The organism is Rhodocyclus purpureus, from assembly GCF_016653115.1.
GTDB lineage: Bacteria > Pseudomonadota > Gammaproteobacteria > Burkholderiales > Rhodocyclaceae > Rhodocyclus > Rhodocyclus purpureus.
On sequence record NZ_NHRX01000058.1, the window covers coordinates 1 to 18,510 of the forward strand.

An 18,510-nucleotide genomic window follows, 5' to 3' on the forward strand; every position below is an offset into this window, starting at 1 on the left:
CTGCCACGGCGCTACGCGCCTCGCAATGACGGGATAGCGGCGCGTCATCCGAGCCCGCAGCGCGTGGCAATCCAGACGACGCGTCATCGCGAGCCCGTAGGGCGTGGCGATCCAGTGCGTAGGGCCTGTATTGGGTTGCCCGTGGATGGCTGGCAAGGGCGACGAGACAGTGGAACGAACTGGATTGCCACGGCGCTACGCGCCTCGCAATGACGGGATAGCGGCGCGTCATCCGAGCCGGCAAAGCGTGGCGATCCAGACGACGCGTCATCGCGAGCCCGAAGGGCGTGGCGATCCAGTGCGTAGGGCCTATATCGGGTTGCCCGTGGATGGCTGGCAAGGGCGACGAGACAGTGGAACGAACTGGATTGCCACGGCGCTACGCGCCTCGCAATGACGGGATAGCGGCGCGTCATCCGAGCCGGTAAAGCGTGGCGATCCAGACGGCGCGTCATCGCGAGCCCGAAGGGTGTGGCGATCCAGTGCCAGGGCTGGTATCGCGTCGCCCGTGGATAGCTGCCAAGGGCGAGGAGACAGAAGAACGAACTGGATTGCCACGGCGCTACGCGCCTCGCAATGACGGTAGCGAATGGCTGCGTTTCATGCTCAGGGGCGGCACGACTCTTTATGATATTTGAATACTAAACGAGCACAACCCTATGTTTTGTTGCGTAGTTTTCGTTTTTCGTGGCTGAAAAGAGGTTTTAAGGATCAATCGAGCGCCAGTGTCCGTACCGCCGGAACGCGCGCCATCGCCCAGTGGGCGATCGCCCATTGCCAGAACTCCGGCAGCGGCAGGCGGGCGGCGTCGGCGGGGAGCGGCTGGCCGAGGAAGGCGAGCACCGTGGCCAGCAGCGCGCTGCCGCCCGCCGGATCGACCGCCGGCGCCCGCGTCTGCTTGGAGAGCTTCTGTCCGCCGGCGGTGGCGACCGGAAGGTGTGCGTAGCTCGGCGTCGCCACGCCGAGGCGCTGCTGCAGCCAGATCTGCCGCGGCGTCGACGCGAGCAGGTCGGCACCACGGACGATGGCATTGACACCCTGCTCGGCGTCGTCGACGACCACCGCCAGCTGGTAGGCGAACAGTCCGTCGGCGCGCAGCAGGACGAAGTCGCCGACCTCGCGTTCGAGGTCCTGTGACTGCGGCCCCTGCACGCGGTCGGCAAAGGCGATCGGCGCCGCCGGGACGCGCAGGCGCCAGGCACGGGCGCTGCGTCCTGCCGGCAGGCCGTTGCGGCAGGTCCCCGGATAGACGAGACCGCCATCGACCGCTTCAGCGACGGCTGCGGCGGCGATCTCGCTGCGCGAGCAGGCGCAGGGATAGGCATCGCCGGAAGCCTGCAGGCGCTCCAGTGCGGCCCGGTAGCGGTCCTTCCTCCGGCTCTGCACGAGCAGCTCTCCGTCCCAGGCGAAGCCGAGCGCTGCGAGCGTGTGCCGGATGTCGTCGGCTGCGCCCGCAACGCTGCGCGGTTCATCGACATCCTCGATGCGCAGCAGCCATTCGCCGCCCGCCGCACGCGCATCGAGATAACTGCCGACGGCGGCGAGCAGCGAACCGAAGTGCAGCCGACCGGTCGGCGAAGGCGCGAAGCGACCGCGGTAGCGCGGTTCCCGCGCTGTGAATCCCGTCACCCTGAAAACCTCTTTTCAGCCACGAAATGAAAGATGTGCTTGTCGTCGCTGGTTGATCACCCACCGGGTTGTTTCCAGTCGACGTCGGACCCCATCGATGATTTTTGCGGACGACTGCTTGCTTCGACGCCCCCGCCACACGGGCATCGGACGAGAGGCCGGCAGACGTTCCGGGAGCCGACAATGGTACGACAAGCAGGCCGGCAGGCGTAGCGCCGACGAAAGCGCCGACGAAACGCCCCGGTTCAGGGGCTGCCGAGCTCGATGCCGCTGCTCCGGCAGGCGGCTTCGAGCGCGGCCTGTGCGGCATCGAAATCGAAGCTTTCGATGTGCCCGCGCAAGCCGGGGAAGGCCTCCGGCAAACCGCTGCTCAACACGGCCGCGTTCTCCTCCAGCAGGTGGCCGGAATCGAAATCTCCGTCGAGGAGCAAACGGTACAAGGCCCGACACGCCCGTTGCAGGCTTTCGCGATCGACGGCTGCCGGCTCAGCCTTGCCGGCATCGTCCGCCAGCGCCGAGGTGATGGACTCCTGCGGGCGCCGCACGCCGCTCTCCCCGGCCGGCGCGCGTCTCGTCGCTGCCGACCGCTCGCCGGCGCTCGATGCGGGGGCTTCGCCGGCGAGCAGCGCCCTCGTCGTGGCGAACAGGGACGAGCGGGTGACGGGCTTGAGCAGCACCCCGGCCAGACCGGCCGGGATTTCCTCCTGCATCCCCGGGTCGCACGCGAGCAGGACGACCGACGGCGGCGCCGGAAGCGCCAGCGCCTCGATCGCCCGCACGGTCGCCATCCCGTCCATGCCCGGCATCGACGCGTCGACATAGACCACGGCGACCGGGCTTCCAGTCTGCCCGGCAGCCTGCAGCCGCGCCAGCGCGGCGGCCCCGGAATGCTCGTCGGCGACCATGAAGCGCATCTCGCGCAGCATGTCGCAGAGCAGCGTGCGCGCGTGCTCGTTGTCGTCGACCACGAGCAGCGGGCGCGCGCGCCAGGCTTCTGCGGCGATCCGTTCAGATGCGCTGCGCGGGGCCTGCGCAATGCCCAGCGGGAGACTGAACCAGAAGGAACTGCCGCGGCCCGCTTCGCTCTCGAAACCGATCTCGCCGCCCATCTTCTCGATCAGCTTCCTGGCCAGCACCAGCCCCAGTCCGGTGCCTCCGTACTGGCGCGTGCTCGATCCGTCCGACTGGATGAAGCGACCGAAGAGCTTGTGTTTCTGATCTTCGGGGACACCGATCCCCGTGTCGCGCAGGGTGACGGTGAGGAGCAGTTCGTCGGGCGTGCGCCGCTCGCCGCGCACGCCGAGCACGATCTCGCCGCGCTCGGTGAATTTGACCGCGTTGCCGTAGAGGTGCTGCAGCACCTGGCGCAGCCGCAGCGCATCGCCAACCAGGAAGGGCGGGACCTCGGCCGCGACGTCGACGAGGACTTCGAGCTGCTTGCGCCTGACCTCGCCGTCGAAGGGACGGATTGCCGCCAGCAGTTCGCCCTCCAGCTCGAACTCGCGTTTTTCCAGGCTCAGCCGGTTCGCCTCGAGCGCCGAGAAGTCGAGCACGTCGGAAAGCAGCGCAAGCAGGCTCTGGCTCGAGTGCAGGATCTTGCGCAGGTAGTCGCGCTGCCGCGGCGTCGGCGTGTTGGCGAGCAGGATGTGCGCAAAGCCGATGACCGAGTTGAGCGGCGTACGCAGTTCGTGGCTCATGTTGGAGAGGAACGCGCTCTTGGCCACGTTGGCGACCTCGGCGGCCTCCTTGGCCTGCGTCAGTTCCTCGGTCCGCTGCACGACGAGTTCTTCCAGATGCTCGCGGTAATGATCGAGTTCGCGCGCCGTCTTCCTAAGCTTGCTGACGTCGCGCGCCGCCGCGAAGACGCCGGCGATCTCTCCCGACTCGTCGCGATAGACGCTGGCGTTGTAGAGGACCTCGATGAGCTCGCCGCCCGGGCTGCGGATCGCCAGCGGATAGTCGGTGACGAAGCCCTTCTCGAATACCTGCAGGTAACCGGCGCGCGCCTTGTCCGGATCGGTGAAGTAATCGCTGAAATCGCTGCCGATCATCTGCGCGCGCATGAGCCCGGTGACCTTTTCGGCGGCGACATTGACATCGGTGATCTTGCCCTCGGCACTGATCGTGACCAGCGGATCGAGGCTGCTTTCGAGCAGGCTACGCGCATAGAGGGAAGCTGCGCGCAGCCTTTCTTCGGCGCGTTTCTGTTCGGTGACGTCGAGGATGATACCGTCCAGCCAGAGCGGGCGGCCCTGCGCGTCGTAGTGCGCGCGTCCGCGTTCATTGAGCCACTGGCTGCCGTCGTTGCTGCGCCTGATCCGGTAGCTGACGTTGTAGGACATACGCGCTTCGAGTGCCCGCTCGACCGCCGCGACGACCCTCTCCAGTTCATCCGGATGGACGAGGTCGGCCAGCCCGTATTCGCCCGACCGGAAGCGCTCCTCGGCGATTCCGCTGATGGCTTCGATGCCGTGGCTGACGTAGCGTACGCGCCAGGGCGGCTCGACTTCGCAGCGATAGACGACCCCTGGGGAGTTTTCGACCAGCGTCCTGAACTTTTCGAGGCTCTGCTCGACCTTGGCGGCGGCCCCGCGCATGTACTTCTGGTAGCGGATGTTGAGTAGGATCATGATCAGGAAGAGCAGGCTCAGGCTCAGTCCGCCGGCGAGGATCAGCCACGGCTGGTTGCTCTCGGTCAGATCCTCGAACTCCCGGCTGCTGCGGAAGCGGGCGGTCCAGCGATGCCCGCCGACGACGACTTCCCTGTCGACGACTTGGCGCGCGACGCGCGGCGCCGACTCGGAACTGAACAGCAGGTTCCCGGGCGCGGGTTGGCCGTCGAAGAGTTCGACCTCGATCTCGGTCGCCGGCACCCTGAACAGCCTGCGCATCAGGTCCCCTGCCCTTAACGGCGCATAGACGAAGCCGCGCAGCGCCGCACGGCGTTCATCCACGGTATTCAGCGGCATCCCCCGGCGATAGACGGGTTCGTAGATCATGAAACCCGCCTGGACGTCGACGTCCGTCTCCTGCACGAGGACGAGCTTGCCCGACAGCGCCTGCTCACCGCTGTCGCGGGCACGCTCCATCGCCTCGCGGCGGACGGGTTCGGAGTACATGTCGTAGCCGAAGGCGCGCAGGTTCCGACCGGAGAACGGCTCGAGGAAGACGATGCTGGAGAGCGGGTCGCGTTCGCCGGGCGGGCTGATCGCGTAGTCGGGAAAACCTTCGGCGCGGACGGCCGCCTCGTGCGCGGCGCGTTCGCCCGGCCGCAACATCACCGTATAGCCGAGCCCCAGCATGCCGGGCGGGTTGCGGGCGAGGTCATTGGCGACGACGAACTTGTGCCACTCCTCGCGGCTCACCGAGTCGCTCGAATCGAACAAGCCGCGTCCTGCGCGCAGCACCTGCTGATACCGCTGCATGTGCTCGCCGAGCAGGGTCTGCTGCTTCTCGACGCGATACAGGAAGCGCTCTTCCGCGATCTGCCGGATATGCTGTTCCGTGTAGTACCACAGCCCCACGCTGAGGCAGACCATGAACAGGAAAACGGCCCAGCCCAGCCACGGCTGGTTCTGGAACCGGTTAACCCGCTGCAGGGTGGCCCACTCGCCACTCGGCACGATGTCAAATTCTTCCGCCATGATCTCGTTCCCGACTGTGTTCCCGCATTAAAGCATATCCCGATGAAATAACGGAACATCTACGGAAGCCTCGGCTGGGCATTGGCGGTGGCAAACGAGGCGCGTAGAGGCAGCTCAAGAGGCCTGCTCGTGGCAACTGGCGGGAGAGGACGCACGCTCGTCTGCGCCGGCGCTGGGAAGCAGTCGCCCGGCGATCGAAACGCGTTCGAGGTGTCGAAAACTCTTACAGTGGCATCGCCGCGCCCGTCGCGCACGCCCGCTGCAGTTTATGGATCAAGCACTTGGCCACGCTTATCTTCATGGCATAGCTCGTGCTTATGCTTACAGCAAGGGCTGCGCGCAACAGGGACAGACACCTGCCGGCAGCACTCGGCGAACGCGGAGACGCGATGAGCAAGGCGGTACGGCCATGGCATCGACAGATCTCCTGCTCATTTGAGGGACGGTGAGGCACCCAATGTCCAAACTGCCAGCACCACGCTTCAAGGACGGCGACCAGATCAAGGAATTCCGCAGGAAATACGACCTGAACCAGACCAGTTTCTGGTCGGTGGTGGGGATGACGCAATCTGCCGGCTCGCGGTATGAATCCGGCCGCGAAATACCGAGGCCCCTGCATTTCCTGCTGACGCTGGCCTACGGCACCGACGGCCAGGCCGCGAAGGTGATCGACTACCTTCGTGCCTGGAAGAAGAAGCCCTAGGTTCCGCGCAGCCTTGATCGGCACTCAAGCGGGGCGCAATGCGCAGCCCGCCGACTCATGCGCTTTGCCGGCCACCGCCGGGGGCGACGACCTCCGCGCAAACGGCGGCCGCCGGTTTTCCGGGCCTTCCCGGTCCCCGCCAGGAAGGTCCGGAATAGCGCAGAACTTAGACGTTGAACAGGAAGTTCAGCACGTCGCCGTCCTTGACCACGTATTCCTTGCCTTCGGCGCGCATCTTGCCGGCTTCCTTGGCACCCGCCTCGCCCTTGCAGGCGATGAAGTCCTCGAAGGCGATCGTCTGCGCGCGGATGAAGCCGCGCTCGAAGTCGGTGTGGATGACGCCGGCAGCCTGCGGTGCCGTGTCGCCCTTGTGGATGGTCCACGCGCGCACTTCCTTGACGCCGGCGGTGAAGTAGGTCTGCAGGCCGAGCAGGTGGTAGCCGGTGCGGATCAGGCGGTCGAGGCCTGGCTCGTGCAAGCCCATCGACTCGAGGAATTCGAGCTTGTCGGCGTCGTCGAGGTCGGCGATCTCGGCCTCGATCGCCGCGCACAGTGCGACGACTTCGGCGCCTTCGGCAGCGGCGTGCGCTTCGACCGCAGCAAGGTGCGGGTTGTCGGTGAAACCGTCCTCGGCGACGTTGGCGGCGTAGAGCACCGGCTTGGCGGTGATCAGGCAGAAGGGCTTGAGGCTCGCCCATTCTTCCTTGGACAGGTCGAGCGCGCGCACCGGCTTGCCCTGGTCGAGCTGGGCGAAGCACTTTTCGAGCACCGCGACGAGGATCTTGGCGTCCTTGTCGCCGGCGGCCGCCGGACGCTTGTAGCGATTGATCGCCTTCTCGACGGTGGCCATGTCGGCGAGCGCGAGTTCGGTGTCGATGACCTCGATGTCGCGGATCGGGTCGACCGAACCGGAGACGTGGATCACGTTGTCGTCGGCAAAGCAGCGCACCACATGCACGATGGCGTCGGTCTCGCGGATGTTGGCGAGGAACTGGTTGCCGAGGCCCTCACCCTTCGAGGCGCCGGCGACGAGACCGGCGATGTCGACGAACTCGACGATGGCAGGCTGCACCTTCTGCGGCTTGACGATCGCCGAGAGCTGCTTCAAGCGCGGATCGGGAACTTCGACGATGCCGACGTTCGGCTCGATGGTGCAGAAGGGATAGTTCTCGGCCTGGATTCCGGCCTTGGTAAGCGCGTTGAACAGGGTCGATTTACCGACGTTGGGCAGGCCGACGATTCCGCATTTGAGGCTCATGGACGGGTTTCCTGGTTAGGCTTTGACGTGGAGGATGCGTTGCGCGGCGGCGACGTCGCCGGCGGCAAGTTTGGGCCAGGCGACGAGACAGCGGTCGAGCGCGGCATCGATCGCCTCCTGCTCCTCGCGCCGCGGCGGCTTGAGCACGAAGCTGGCGACCTCGGCGCGCTCGCCCGGATGGCCGATGCCGAGGCGCAGACGCCAGAAGTCGGGCGTCGACAGATGCGCCTGAATGTCCTTCAGACCGTTGTGGCCGCCGTTGCCGCCGCCCTGCTTCATGCGGATCGCGCCAGGCGGCAGGTCGAGGTCGTCGTGCACGACGAGGATCTCGTTCGGCTCGATGCGGTAGAAGCGCGCCAGCGCCGCGACCGCCTGGCCGGAACGGTTCATGAAGGTGGACGGTTCGAGCAGCCACAATTCGCCGGCGCGACCGACCTTGCCGAAGAACTTCGGCTGCGGCGCCAGCGTCGCCTTCAGGTCGGAGGCGAGCCGGTCGACGAACCAGAAGCCGACGTTGTGCCGGGTATCCGCGTACTCGGCGCCCGGGTTGCCGAGGCCGACGATCAGACGGGGAGCGATCATGGTGTGCGAGGCGGGCTAATTCAAGGATGCAAAAAGGCCGCCGCAGGCGCTGGCAGCGCCGGACGACGGCCTCTCATCGATCAGCAGGATCAGGCAGCGGCTTGTTCGCCTTCGGCGGCAGCAGCACCCTTCTTCGCCACGATCGAAACGACGACGCCGTCGTCGCCATGGACCACGACCTTGACGCCAGCCGGGACGACCAGCTGCGAGACGTGGATCGACTGGCCGGCGTTGAGCGCCTTCAGGTCGACTTCGATGAACTCGGGCAGGTCGGCAGGCAGGCAGGTGACTTCGACTTCGTTGAGGACGTGCGAGACGCTGCCGCCAGCGAGCTTGACGCCCGGCGCCTGGTCGGCGTTGATGAAGTGCAGCGGCACCTTCTGGTGCACGGGCTTGCTCGCGTCAACGCGCTGGAAGTCGACGTGCAGGACCAGCGGCTTGTAGGGGTGCATCTGCGCGTCGCGCAGCAGGACCGGCTCGGCGACGCCGTCGACGATCAGCGTCAGCACGGACGCGTGGAACGCTTCCTTGCGCAGGTTGAGCAGCATCTGGTTGTGGTCGAGTTCGAGCGCCTGGGCGGCAGCGTTGCCGCCGTAGACGATCGCCGGGACCTTGTTCGCACGACGCAGGCGGCGGCTCGCTCCGGACCCCTGCAGGGTGCGCTTCTGTGCATTCAGTTCGAATTTCATGGGAACTCCAGGTGGTGTTGCAGACCCGCCCGCGACCAGGCGGGGGTTGGAAATGCCGGACGGCACGCCGCCCGGCAAAGAAGACTGCTTACTCGATGAACAGCGAGGACACGGAATCCTCGTTGCTGATGCGGCGGATGGTCTCGGCCATCACGTCGGCGACCGACAGCTGGCGGATGCGCGGACAGGCCTGAGCGTCTTCGCGCAGCGGGATCGAATCGGTGACGACCAGTTCGTCGAGATCGGAGGCGTTGATGCGCTCGACCGCAGCGCCCGAGAGCACAGGGTGCGTACAGTAGGCGAGCACCTTGCGCGCGCCGCGTTCCTTCAGCGCCGAAGCGGCCTTGCACAGCGTGCCGGCGGTATCGACCATGTCGTCCATCAGCACGCAGGTACGGCCCTCGACTTCGCCGATGATGTTCATCACTTCGGAGACGTTGGCCTTGGGCCGGCGCTTGTCGATGATCGCCAGGTCGCATTCGAGGCGCTTGGCCAGCGCGCGCGCGCGGACGACGCCACCGACGTCGGGCGAGACGACCATCAGGTCGGGGAAGTTCTGCTTCCAAACGTCGGCGAGCAGGATCGGCAACGAGTAGATGTTGTCGACCGGGATGTCGAAGAAGCCCTGGATCTGGTCGGCGTGCAGGTCCATCGTCAGCACGCGGTGCACGCCGGCAGCGGTGAGCAGGTCGGCGACCAGCTTGGCGGCGATCGGCACACGCGCCGAGCGCACGCGACGGTCCTGGCGGGCGTAACCGAAGTACGGGATGGCGGCGGTGATGCGACCGGCCGAGGCGCGCTTCAGCGCATCGACCATCACCAGCAGTTCCATCAGGTTTTCGTTGGAGGGAGCACAGGTCGACTGGAGGACGAAGACGTCCTTGCCGCGCACATGTTCCTGGATCTCGACGCTGACTTCCCCGTCGGAGAAGCGACCGACATTGGCGCGGCCGAGCGAGATGTTGAGGCGCCTGACGACATCGGCTGCCAGCTTGGGGTTGGCGTTGCCGGTGAACACCATGAGGCTGTCGTATGCCACTTCCGACACTCCCTGCGCCCGAAACGGGGCGCACAAATGAAGACGGGCAGGCTTTTGACCTGCCCGACGTTAGAAATCAGGTGGCTGGGGAAGAAGGATTCGAACCTTCGAATGCCGGAATCAAAATCCGGTGCCTTGACCAGCTTGGCGACTCCCCAGCAATCGATCAACAACGTTTGTTGTCGAACGAGGCGCGCATAGTACCCGACTCTTTTGAAAAACACCAGCCCCTGCGCAAAAAATTTTGCAGGACCGTGTGCGCAGCGACCGGCTAGGCCGCGAGCGCGTGCAGCGGGTGGCGGTCGAGACCGTCGGCGAGCCAGCCCTTGAAGCCGGCCGGCGCCTGGCGCAGGACGGCTGCAGCCGCGGCGCGGTCGGCGAATTCGGCGAAGACGCAGGCGCCGGAACCGGTCATGCGCGCGCGCGCGTGGCCGCCGAGCCAGGCGAGGCGTTCGGCGACTTCCGGGAAGCGCGCGACGACGACGGGCTCGAGGTCGTTGCCGCCCGCGCCAGGACGCCAGTCGCCGGCGGCGAGCAGCGGCGTGTCGCGGCGCAACTCGGGCGCCGAGAAGACGAGCGCGGTCGGCACCTCGACCGGCGCCTCCAGGACCAGGTAGCACGCGGACGGCAGCGCGACCGGTTGCAGTTCCTCGCCGACGCCTTCGGCAAAGGCATTCTCGCCGAAGACGAAGACCGGGACGTCGGCGCCGAGGGTCAGGCCGATCTGCTGCAGACGCTGCCGCGAGAGGCCGAGCTGCCAGAGGTGGTTGAGCGCGAGCAAGGTGGTCGCCGCATCCGAACTGCCGCCGCCGAGACCGCCGCCCATCGGCAGGCGCTTGTCGACGGCGATCGTGACGCCCTTGCGGCAGCCGCTTGCGGCCTGCAGCAGGCGCGCTGCGCGCACGGTAAGGTCTTTCTCGGGCGGAACGCCGGGCAGCGGCGTGGCGAGGACGATTTCGCCGTCGTCGCGCGGCGTGAAGCGCAGCGCATCGCCGTGACCGACGAAACGGAAGACGGTCTGCAGGCAGTGATAGCCGTCCGGCCGGCGACCGACGACGTGCAGGAAGAGGTTGAGCTTGGCCGGCGCCGGGTAGACGCTGTCCCAGGTCCAGGAGTCAGGGCCCTGTCCGATGGGCGATGCTTGCGGTGACATGATCAGTTGTTGTTGGAAACAGGTTCAGTGGAAGATGCCGCGGCAGGTGCCGACGGCGTGTTCGGCAGGCCCAGTGCCCGCCATTCGTCGATGACCAGACGCAACTCGGGCCCCGCCGGCAGCGCGACAGATAAGCGCCGCGGCAGCGCATCGGGGGCCTCGCCATGGTAAGCGAACTCGATGCGCCAGCCGGCACGGACGAGCACCAGCGGACGGCCGAGCGCATCGAGCACGTCGTTTTCAGGCGCCGCGCCGTCGACTGGTGGGCGCGCGCGCACCCAGTCGGCGAGCCCGGCCAACGGCAGCGGATAGCCGAGCAGGCGGCGGGTCAGCGCGTCGAGGTCGGCATCACACTCGCGACGTCCGTCGCTGCCGGACAGGCAGGCCAGTTCGCGGGTACCGACGATCTCGGCAATCCCCTGGCCGAACGGCGACGACAGCAGCCACTCGTCGCGTGCAGGCGTGTGCCGCCAGTCGAGACGGCCGGAATGGTTCTGCGCGTCGACGCGCAGCGCGAAGCGCGCCGACAGGGCGAAGCTGTCGCTCGCCGCGAGGGTCGAGCGATCCGGCGGCGTGCCCAGCCCGGCGCACGCGCTCAGGCCCAGCGCCAGCAGCACGGCGCCGACACGCGCGGCGCGCAAGAGAAAAGGAGACACGCAAGGAAGCGACAAGATCGGCCAGCCACGCAGTCGCTCAGGGCGCAAAGCGCTTGAGCACGTCGGCGAGCGCCTCGTTGTCGGGGCTCCTGGCCTGCGCATCGCGCCAGAGGCGGGTCGCCTCCTCGCGGCTGCCGAGCATCCACAGCACCTCGCCCAGGTGCGCGGCGATCTCGGGGTCGGCACGCAAGGCGAAGGCGCGCTCGAGTTGCACGCGGGCAGCGGCGAGGTCGCCCTGGCGGTAGAGCACCCAGCCGAGGCTGTCGATGATGAACGGGTCCTCGGGCGCCAGGCTCAGCGCCTTGGCGATCAGCTCGCGCGCCTCGGAGAGGCGCAGCTTGCGGTCGGCGAGCGAATAGCCGAGCGCATTGTACGCGGTCGGACTGTCCGGGCGCAGCTCGATGAGCCGGCGCAGGTGCTTCTCGAGCAGGTCGATGCGCCCGAGCTTTTCGGCGAGCAAGGCGGTTTCGTAGAGCAGGTCGGGTTCGGACGGCTGACGCGAGAGTTCGTCGGAGAGGAGGACGAAGGCTTCCTGCCACTTGCGCGCATCGCGCAGGATCTGCGCCTGGACGAGCGCGAGCTGCGCACGTTCCTCCGCGCTGCGCGCCTTCACCGTGCGCAGTTGCCGGAGCGCATCCTCGTCTTGCCCGCGCTCGGCGAGCAGCCGCGCCGAGCGCAGTTGTGCCGGCAGGTACTGCTCGCCCGGTCCGACCGCACGGTAGAAGGCCAGCGCGGCGTCGAGCTGCTGACGCTGCTCGGCGATCTGGCCCAGATAGTAGCGGGCGACGCTCTTGTCGGCGAACTCGAGGTCGAGCAGGCGCAGCAGCAGCGTTTCGGCACGCGCGCTGTCGTTCAACTGCAGGGCCAGGATCGCGGCCGGGAAAAGCACCTCGGTGTTGTCCGGTGAGTCGGCGACGAGGAGCTCGAAGTGGCTGCGCGCATCGGCGTAGCGGTTCTCGGCGATCAGGGCGCGCGCCAGGTGCAGACGGACTTCGCGGGCGCCGGGGTTGTCCGCGACGAAACGCTCGAGCGAGGCGACGGCCGCGGCGGTCGAGGAACGCGCCAGCACCTGCGCCCTGAGCAGGGCGGCGAGTTCCCAGTCGGGACGCTGTTCGAGCGCGCGCTGCGCTTCGTCGAGCGCACGCGTCGGCATGGCAGCCGAATTCGCCGCCACTGCCCGCGCATAGTGGGCCTCCGGCAGCCCCAGGAAAGGCTCGGTGACCTGCTCGACCAGCTGCCAGGCTGCGCCGCGGTCGGCGGCGCGCAGCAGCATGCGGTTGAGCCCGACCAGATTGCCGGGCAGGCCCTCGGGATCGGCTGCGAGCATGCGCGTCAGCAGCGGCGCCAGTTCATCGTATTTCTCGCCGACGATGAGGACACCGGCGAGCATCTGCTGCGCACGCGACGAGGAAGGCTCGATTTCAAGCCACAGCCTGGCCGACTCCAGCGCCAGATCGAGGCGCCGCGCATAGCCGGCGACCTCGATGGCGCGTTCGAGCACCTGCGGGTCGCGGCTACGCTGCGCCAGATCGGTCCACGCCTGCGCGGCGAGCGCGACGTCGCCGCGCTGCAGCGCGATTTCGGCGAGCAGCACCTGGAAGACGAGCCGGGCGCTCGCCGATGCCTCTCCGGCCTCGGCGGCGGGCATGACCGGCTTCTTCCCGCGTGCGCGCAGTTCGGGCAGGCGCGACGACGGCGTGCCGGCGGGAGCGACTGCCGGCACGGCAGGGAGCGCAGCCTGGGCTGCCAGCGGTACGGGCTCGGCGGCGGGAGCCGGCGCCTGATCCGCTGCCGCAGCCGGCGCGGCCAAGGCCAGCAACAAGGCCGCAGGCAGCGTCGCGGCAAGCAGTCGGCAAGGGGATCGGCTCATGGCAGAAGTCCTGGTTGCAGCGAGTCGGGACTCGCGGTCGGCACCGGAAAGGCAGCCGCTGGCACAGCCGGAGAAGGCCGCCGCGGGGCCGCCGCCGGCTGCGTGCGACGAGCGAGGCGCGCTTCCCGCGCACGGCCGCCCCGAGCATGGGCGCAGAGCCTTTTCGGCGATAATGGGCAGTCCATGTTATGAACTTTTACTCATTGCAGCAATGCCCGAGCTACCCGAAGTCGAAGTCAGCCGCCTCGGCCTCCTGCCGAGGCTCTCCGCCCAACGCATCGCCGGCGCCGTGTTTCGCGTGCCGAAGCTGCGCCACGAGTTGCCGCCCGCGCTGGCGACGCGCGTGCAGGGATTGCGCATCGACGCCATCCTGCGCCGCGGCAAGTATCTGTTGTTCGACTGCGAGAGCAGCAGGGGCGGCGGCTGGCTGATCCTGCACCTCGGCATGTCGGGAAGCCTGCGCCTGACGGAGCCGGGGACCGCCCCCGGGAAGCACGACCACGTCGACCTCGTCTTTCCCGGAATCGTCATGCGTCTGCGCGATCCGCGTCGCTTCGGCGCGCTGGTCTGGCACGAAGGACCGGCGGTCGAGGAGCATCCGCTGCTGCGCGTCCTCGGCGTCGAGCCGCTCGAGCCCGGGTTCGACGGCGACTGGCTGTACGAGGCGCTGCAACGGCGGCACGCGCCGATCAAGCCGGTGCTGATGGACAGCCATCTGGTCGTCGGCATCGGCAACATCTACGCGGCGGAGAGCCTGTTCCGCTCGGGCATCTCGCCACAACGCGCCGCCGACCGCATCAGCCGCGCGCGCTGCGCGACGCTCGCCAGCGCGATCCGCGAAACGCTGAGCGACGCGATTGCCGCCGGCGGCAGCAGCGTGCGCGACTACATCCACAGCGACGGTGGCGCCGGCTGCTTCCAGTTGAGCTGCGCCGTCTATGACCGCGCCGGCGAAGACTGCCGCGTCTGCGGGACGCCGATCCGCAACCTGCGCCAGGCCGGGCGTTCGACCTTCTACTGCCCGCGCTGCCAGCGCTGAGCGGAGGGCGTGCTGCCACCGCGATCGTCGTCAGGCTGCCGAGCGCCCAGAAAAAAAGCCGCCCCATGGAGACAGTATGAGCATACTGCCCTCAGGGAGCGGCGTCTAAGGGACAGTATGATTCATACTGTCCCTCCCCTCTTAGGCGCGCGGGTTGCCGGTCAGCTGGGTGTACTTGGCCCAGAGCTGGTCTTCGCTTTCGGCGTTGCCGGCGTCCTTGATGATGCAGTCGACCGGGCAGACTTCGACGCACTGCGGGGTGTCGTAGTGACCGACGCACTCGGTGCACTTGGCCGGGTCGATCACGTAGATCTCGTCACCCGGGGAAATGGCGCTGTTGGGGCACTCGGGTTCGCACACGTCGCAGTTGATGCATTCGTCGGTGATCTTCAAAGACATGGTGGCACTTTCCTTCAGTTCATTGGTTGGAAAACTTCTTCGCCAGCCGCTCGCAGACGATCGGCTGTGAGAATTGGCTGACATCGCCGCCTAAGACGGCGATCTCGCGAACCATCGTCGCCGAGACGAACATGTACTGCTCGCCCGGGGTCAGGAACACGGTCTCGACGTGGGGATAAAGCTTGCGGTTCATCCCCGCCATCTGGAATTCGTACTCGAAGTCGGACACCGCGCGCAGCCCGCGCAGGATCACCTGCGCGCCCTGCGCCTGCAGGAAATCCATGAGCAGTCCGTCGAAGCCGACGACTTCCACGTTCTTGTAGTTCTTCAGCACCTCGCGCGCCATCTCGATCCGCTCTGCGAGCGTGAAGCAAGGGCGCTTCGAACGGCTCTCGGCGATGCCGACGACGACCCGGTCGAACAGGTGACCGGCACGCCGCACCAGGTCCTCGTGGCCGCGCGTCATCGGATCGAAGGTCCCCGGATAGACCGCGACGCGCTTGCCGTCGCCGCTGCGGGAAGCCGCCCTGGGTTCATTGTGCGTCACTGGTTTCGCCTCGCCGCATGAAATGATAACTGACCTGCCCGGCCTTGCCGGAACGCTCCGTCCGCCACTCGCCGAGTGCTTCGAGCGGCACTTCCGACTCGGCGTAGATGACCGCGTCGTCCTTGAGGAGACGCGGCAAGAGCGGCAGGAGCCGGTCGAACCAGCCCTGGCGGAAAGGCGGATCGAGAAACAGCACGTCGAAACGCCGGTCCGTGGACCGCGCGAATTCTAACGCATCCGCGCGCACAATCTCCAGCCGCGCATCATGACCGGGATCGATGCCGAGCATCTTCGCGTTGGCGCACAGCGCCGCGTAGGGTTGCGCCGCGCGCTCGACCATCACCACGCGGTCGGCGCCGCGCGAAGCGGCCTCGAAGCCGAGCGCGCCGCTGCCGGCGAAGAGGTCGAGGCAGGAGAGGCCGTCGAGGCGCTGGCCGAGCCAGTTGAACAGCGTCTCGCGGACGCGGTCGGGCGTCGGCCGCAGGCTGGTCGACTCGGGGAAGCGCAGGATCCGGCGACGCCACTCGCCGCCGATGATGCGGACCGAACTCACGCTACTACTCGCCGACGACGACGGTGGTCAGCGCCTGCGGCCGCACGTGCCTGGCGAAGGCCGCGCGCACGTCGGCGGCGCTGACCCGCTCGACGTTCTCGCTGTAGCGATCGAGGTAGTCGAGCGGCAATTCGTAGAAACCGATGGTCGCGACGTTGTCGAGGATCTTGGCGTTGCTGTCGAGGCGCAGCGGGAAGCTGCCGACCAGGTTCTGCTTGGCGGCCTCGAGTTCCTCGGCAGTCGGACCTTCGGCGAGGAAGGTCGCCAGCGTCGCGCGCGCCACCTCGAGCGCGTCGGCGGCCTGCGTCTTCTTGGTCTGCAGGCCGATGGTGAAGGGCCCCGGTTGCTTGAGCGGCAGGAAGTAGCTGTAGACGCTGTAGGCGTAGCCGCGGCGGTCGCGCACTTCCTTCATCAGCCGCGAGACGAAGCCGCCACCGCCGAGCGTGTAGTTGCCGACCAGCAGCGGGAAGAAGTCCGGGTCACCGCGGCGCACCGCCGGCAGGCCGAGCATCAGGTGCGCCTGCGCTGCCGGATGGGCAATGCGCTGTTCGACCGCCGCCTGCGCTGCGGGTACTTCCGGAACGGCCGGAACGGCTTTCCCGGCCGGCAGCCCGGCAGTCAGCTCGGCGGCGATCGCCTCGGCCTCCGGGCGCGAGAGGTCGCCGACCAGGGTGAGCGTCGCCGCGGCCGCGGTGTAATGACTCGCGTGAAAGGCGGCGAGGTCGTCGCGCCCGAGCGCGGCGAGCGACTGCGGCGTCGCCTGTACGCCGTAGGGATGCGTCGGGTACATGCCCGACCAGAAGGCGCGCGCGGCGATCGTCTCCGGCCGCGTCAGCGCTTCCTTGAGCGCGGCGATGCTGCGCGCCTGCTCGCGCTCGAACACGGCAGCGGCAAAGCGCGGCGCGCTCACCACCTCGCGCAGGATCGCCAGCGCCGGCTTCTGCTTGTCGGGCGCGGACAGCGTGCGCAGGCTGACCGAGGCGCGGTCGAGGTCGCTGCCGCCGCCGAGCCTGGCGCCGAGGTCGGCGAGCCGGCTGGCGATCTCGGTCTCGTCGAGCTTGCCGGCGCCGAGTTCGAGCAGGTCGCGCGTCAGCGCGGCCAGCCCCGCCTTGCCCGCCGGATCGTGCGCGTTGCCGGCGGCGAAATCGAGGCGCAGGTCGACGATCGGCAGCGCATGGCTCTCGACGAAGAAGACGCGGGCACCCGACGGCGCCCGCCAGTGTTCGATCGTCACGCCGGCCTGGCTGAACTGCGCGACGAGCAGCAGGCAGACGCCGGCGACGAGCTTGGCAAACTTCATTGTCTGACCTCTCAGTGGCGGTGGGGCAGCGCAGGACGCGGCGCCTTCGCCTGCGCCGGCAAGGGCTGCGGATCGAGCACGGCGACGGTCAGCGCGTCGTCGTCGAGATACTTCCGGGCAACCGCCTGCACCTGTTCGGCGCTGACCGACTGCAGTTTCTCGATGATGCGGTCGATCGCGCGGTACGGGATGCCGACGGCCTCGAGCTGGCCGATCTCCATCGCCTGCGCGAACATCGAGTCGAGCTTGTAGGTTTCGGTTGCGATCAGTTGCGCGCGGGCGCGCGCCAGTTCCTCGGCGTCGACACCGTGCTCGCGGATGCGTGCGATCTCGGCACGGAAGGCGGCTTCGAGCTCGGACACGCTGCGCCCCTCGCTCGGCGAGCCCTCGACGATGAACAGGCCCGGACCGCGCGCGGTCGAGTCGTAACCGGCGCCGGCGCTGACCGCGACGCGCAACTCCTTGACCAGTCGCTTCGGGAAGCGCGCCGCATCGTGCCCGTCGAGGATCGCGGCGAGCATCTCCAGCGCGTAGGGGTCGACATCCTCTTCGACATCGCGGATCACCGGCGCCTTGTACGCCATCATCAGTACCGGCAGTTCGGCGGGCGCCTTCACCGTCAGGCGGCGGATGCCGAGTTGCTGCGGCTCCTGCTGCGGCTTGCGCTTGGGCAGGGCACGAGGCGCCAGCGGCCCGTAGTACTTGTCGGCGAGGCGGAAGACCTCGTCGTGGTCGACGTCGCCGACCACCACCACATAGGCGTTGTTCGGCACGTACCAGCGGTCGTACCACTCGCGCGCGTCCTCGACGCTCATGTTCTCCAGGTCGTTCATCCAGCCGATCACCGGCGCGCGGTACGGGTGCGCGCCGAAGGCGACGGCGTTCAGTTGCTCGTAGAGCAGCGACTGCGGCTGGTCGTCGGTGCGCATGCGCCGCTCCTCCATGACCACCTTGATCTCCTGCGCGAATTCATTCGGATCGAGGGTCAGGTGGCGCATGCGATCGGCTTCGAGGCGCATCATCTCTTCGAGCTGCCCCTTCGGCGTCTGCTGGAAGTAGGCGGTGAAGTCGCGGCTGGTGAAGGCGTTGTCACGGCCGCCGGCAGCGGCGACGCGGCGGTTGAATTCGCCCGGACCGACGCTCGGCGTGCCCTTGAACATCATGTGTTCGAGCAGGTGCGCGACGCCGGTGACGCCGCTCTGCTCGTCGACGCTGCCGACGCGGTACCAGACCATGTGCACGGCCGTCGGCGCGCGCCGGTCTTCCTTGACGATCACCGTCAGGCCGTTGGCGAGCTGTCGTGAGAAGGGATTGGCCTGCGCCGCGAGCGGCGCGACCAGCAGGAAAAGCAGTGCAATCAGTCTCGTGCAGCGCATGGGCATGAGTCGCTTCTGTTAAAATGCACGCGATGCAGCGTGCGCGTCGTGGTGCGACGTCGGGTTTCGGCGG

The 18,510-nt window shown here is 67.7% G+C and carries 16 protein-coding genes and 1 tRNA gene; 2 read left to right on the forward strand and 15 right to left on the reverse strand.

Annotated elements, in window-relative coordinates; all coding sequences use genetic code 11:
* Positions 1 to 711: 711 nt before the first annotated feature.
* Entirely contained in the window at positions 712 to 1,629 is a 918-nt protein-coding gene (gene gluQRS / locus CCR84_RS11235; protein WP_201212290.1) for a tRNA glutamyl-Q(34) synthetase GluQRS, read from the reverse strand.
* 245 nt (positions 1,630 to 1,874) lie between these two features.
* Positions 1,875 to 5,273: a CHASE domain-containing protein gene (locus CCR84_RS11240; protein WP_201212292.1), complete on the reverse strand. Its 3,399-nt coding sequence runs from the start codon at positions 5,271 to 5,273 to the stop codon at positions 1,875 to 1,877.
* A gap of 457 nt (positions 5,274 to 5,730) precedes the next feature.
* Between CCR84_RS11240 and CCR84_RS11245 the strand changes: the two genes are divergently transcribed.
* Entirely contained in the window at positions 5,731 to 5,976 is a 246-nt protein-coding gene (locus CCR84_RS11245) for a helix-turn-helix domain-containing protein (RefSeq protein ID WP_201212293.1), read from the forward strand.
* A gap of 166 nt (positions 5,977 to 6,142) precedes the next feature.
* Here CCR84_RS11245 and ychF read toward each other — a convergent pair whose 3' ends face one another.
* The 8 genes from ychF to CCR84_RS11285 all read right to left on the reverse strand — a co-directional run bounded on the left by ychF (position 6,143) and on the right by CCR84_RS11285 (position 13,223).
* Entirely contained in the window at positions 6,143 to 7,234 is a 1,092-nt protein-coding gene (gene ychF / locus CCR84_RS11250; protein WP_201212295.1) for a redox-regulated ATPase YchF, read from the reverse strand.
* Between the two features lie 15 nt (positions 7,235 to 7,249).
* Complete coding sequence (pth, locus tag CCR84_RS11255; protein ID WP_201212297.1) at positions 7,250 to 7,816, reverse strand: aminoacyl-tRNA hydrolase; 567 nt, start codon at positions 7,814 to 7,816, stop codon at positions 7,250 to 7,252.
* Between the two features lie 89 nt (positions 7,817 to 7,905).
* A complete protein-coding gene (locus CCR84_RS11260) occupies positions 7,906 to 8,505 on the reverse strand; it encodes a 50S ribosomal protein L25/general stress protein Ctc (RefSeq protein ID WP_201212299.1) in 600 nt (199 codons plus the stop codon).
* An 88-nt stretch (positions 8,506 to 8,593) separates the two neighbouring features.
* Complete coding sequence (locus CCR84_RS11265; RefSeq protein ID WP_476705552.1) at positions 8,594 to 9,544, reverse strand: ribose-phosphate diphosphokinase; 951 nt, start codon at positions 9,542 to 9,544, stop codon at positions 8,594 to 8,596.
* 81 nt (positions 9,545 to 9,625) lie between these two features.
* Positions 9,626 to 9,702: transfer RNA gene (locus CCR84_RS11270), tRNA-Gln, on the reverse strand.
* Positions 9,703 to 9,815: 113 nt separating this feature from the next.
* Positions 9,816 to 10,697, reverse strand: a complete 882-nt coding sequence (ispE, locus tag CCR84_RS11275) for a 4-(cytidine 5'-diphospho)-2-C-methyl-D-erythritol kinase (RefSeq protein WP_201212301.1) — start codon at positions 10,695 to 10,697, stop codon at positions 9,816 to 9,818.
* 2 nt (positions 10,698 to 10,699) lie between these two features.
* Complete coding sequence (locus CCR84_RS11280; RefSeq protein ID WP_201212303.1) at positions 10,700 to 11,353, reverse strand: lipoprotein insertase outer membrane protein LolB; 654 nt, start codon at positions 11,351 to 11,353, stop codon at positions 10,700 to 10,702.
* A 37-nt stretch (positions 11,354 to 11,390) separates the two neighbouring features.
* A complete protein-coding gene (locus CCR84_RS11285) occupies positions 11,391 to 13,223 on the reverse strand; it encodes a tetratricopeptide repeat protein (protein ID WP_201212306.1) in 1,833 nt (610 codons plus the stop codon).
* Positions 13,224 to 13,434: 211 nt separating this feature from the next.
* On the opposite strand from CCR84_RS11285, the gene mutM reads away from it, so the two are divergent.
* Positions 13,435 to 14,262 (forward strand): bifunctional DNA-formamidopyrimidine glycosylase/DNA-(apurinic or apyrimidinic site) lyase, encoded by an 828-nt coding sequence (gene mutM / locus CCR84_RS11290; protein ID WP_201212308.1) that lies wholly within the window; start codon positions 13,435 to 13,437, stop codon positions 14,260 to 14,262.
* A 141-nt stretch (positions 14,263 to 14,403) separates the two neighbouring features.
* Here mutM and CCR84_RS11295 read toward each other — a convergent pair whose 3' ends face one another.
* Genes CCR84_RS11295 through CCR84_RS11315 form a run of 5 tightly spaced genes read right to left on the reverse strand, consistent with a single transcriptional unit; the run spans position 14,404 to position 18,443 of the window.
* A complete protein-coding gene (locus CCR84_RS11295; protein ID WP_201212310.1) occupies positions 14,404 to 14,661 on the reverse strand; it encodes a YfhL family 4Fe-4S dicluster ferredoxin in 258 nt (85 codons plus the stop codon).
* 19 nt (positions 14,662 to 14,680) lie between these two features.
* Entirely contained in the window at positions 14,681 to 15,208 is a 528-nt protein-coding gene (gene coaD / locus CCR84_RS11300) for a pantetheine-phosphate adenylyltransferase (RefSeq protein WP_338052602.1), read from the reverse strand.
* On the reverse strand, positions 15,195 to 15,761 hold the full coding sequence (rsmD, locus tag CCR84_RS11305; RefSeq protein WP_201212312.1) for a 16S rRNA (guanine(966)-N(2))-methyltransferase RsmD: 567 nt from the start codon (positions 15,759 to 15,761) through the stop codon (positions 15,195 to 15,197). The genes coaD and rsmD overlap by 14 nt, the downstream gene beginning before the upstream one ends.
* A gap of 4 nt (positions 15,762 to 15,765) precedes the next feature.
* On the reverse strand, positions 15,766 to 17,061 hold the full coding sequence (locus CCR84_RS11310; RefSeq protein WP_201212314.1) for a M16 family metallopeptidase: 1,296 nt from the start codon (positions 17,059 to 17,061) through the stop codon (positions 15,766 to 15,768).
* Between the two features lie 11 nt (positions 17,062 to 17,072).
* Positions 17,073 to 18,443 carry a M16 family metallopeptidase gene (locus CCR84_RS11315; RefSeq protein WP_201212316.1) on the reverse strand — a complete coding sequence of 457 codons (1,371 nt, stop codon included), beginning with the start codon at positions 18,441 to 18,443 and terminating at the stop codon, positions 17,073 to 17,075.
* Between the last annotated feature and the right edge of the window lie 67 nt (positions 18,444 to 18,510).

Bases quoted from the DNA above. Each gene is read 5' to 3' on its own strand.
- CCR84_RS11240 (WP_201212292.1), bottom strand. From the start codon at position 5,273: ATGGCGGAAGAATTTGACATCGTGCCGAGTGGCGAGTGGGCCACCCTG.
- CCR84_RS11245 (WP_201212293.1), top strand. From the start codon at position 5,731: ATGTCCAAACTGCCAGCACCACGCTTCAAGGACGGCGACCAGATCAAG.
- ychF (WP_201212295.1), bottom strand. From the start codon at position 7,234: ATGAGCCTCAAATGCGGAATCGTCGGCCTGCCCAACGTCGGTAAATCG.
- pth (WP_201212297.1), bottom strand. From the start codon at position 7,816: ATGATCGCTCCCCGTCTGATCGTCGGCCTCGGCAACCCGGGCGCCGAG.
- CCR84_RS11260 (WP_201212299.1), bottom strand. From the start codon at position 8,505: ATGAAATTCGAACTGAATGCACAGAAGCGCACCCTGCAGGGGTCCGGA.
- ispE (WP_201212301.1), bottom strand. From the start codon at position 10,697: ATGTCACCGCAAGCATCGCCCATCGGACAGGGCCCTGACTCCTGGACC.
- CCR84_RS11285 (WP_201212306.1), bottom strand. From the start codon at position 13,223: ATGAGCCGATCCCCTTGCCGACTGCTTGCCGCGACGCTGCCTGCGGCC.
- mutM (WP_201212308.1), top strand. From the start codon at position 13,435: ATGCCCGAGCTACCCGAAGTCGAAGTCAGCCGCCTCGGCCTCCTGCCG.
- CCR84_RS11295 (WP_201212310.1), bottom strand. From the start codon at position 14,661: ATGTCTTTGAAGATCACCGACGAATGCATCAACTGCGACGTGTGCGAA.
- CCR84_RS11310 (WP_201212314.1), bottom strand. From the start codon at position 17,061: ATGAAGTTTGCCAAGCTCGTCGCCGGCGTCTGCCTGCTGCTCGTCGCG.
- CCR84_RS11315 (WP_201212316.1), bottom strand. From the start codon at position 18,443: ATGCCCATGCGCTGCACGAGACTGATTGCACTGCTTTTCCTGCTGGTC.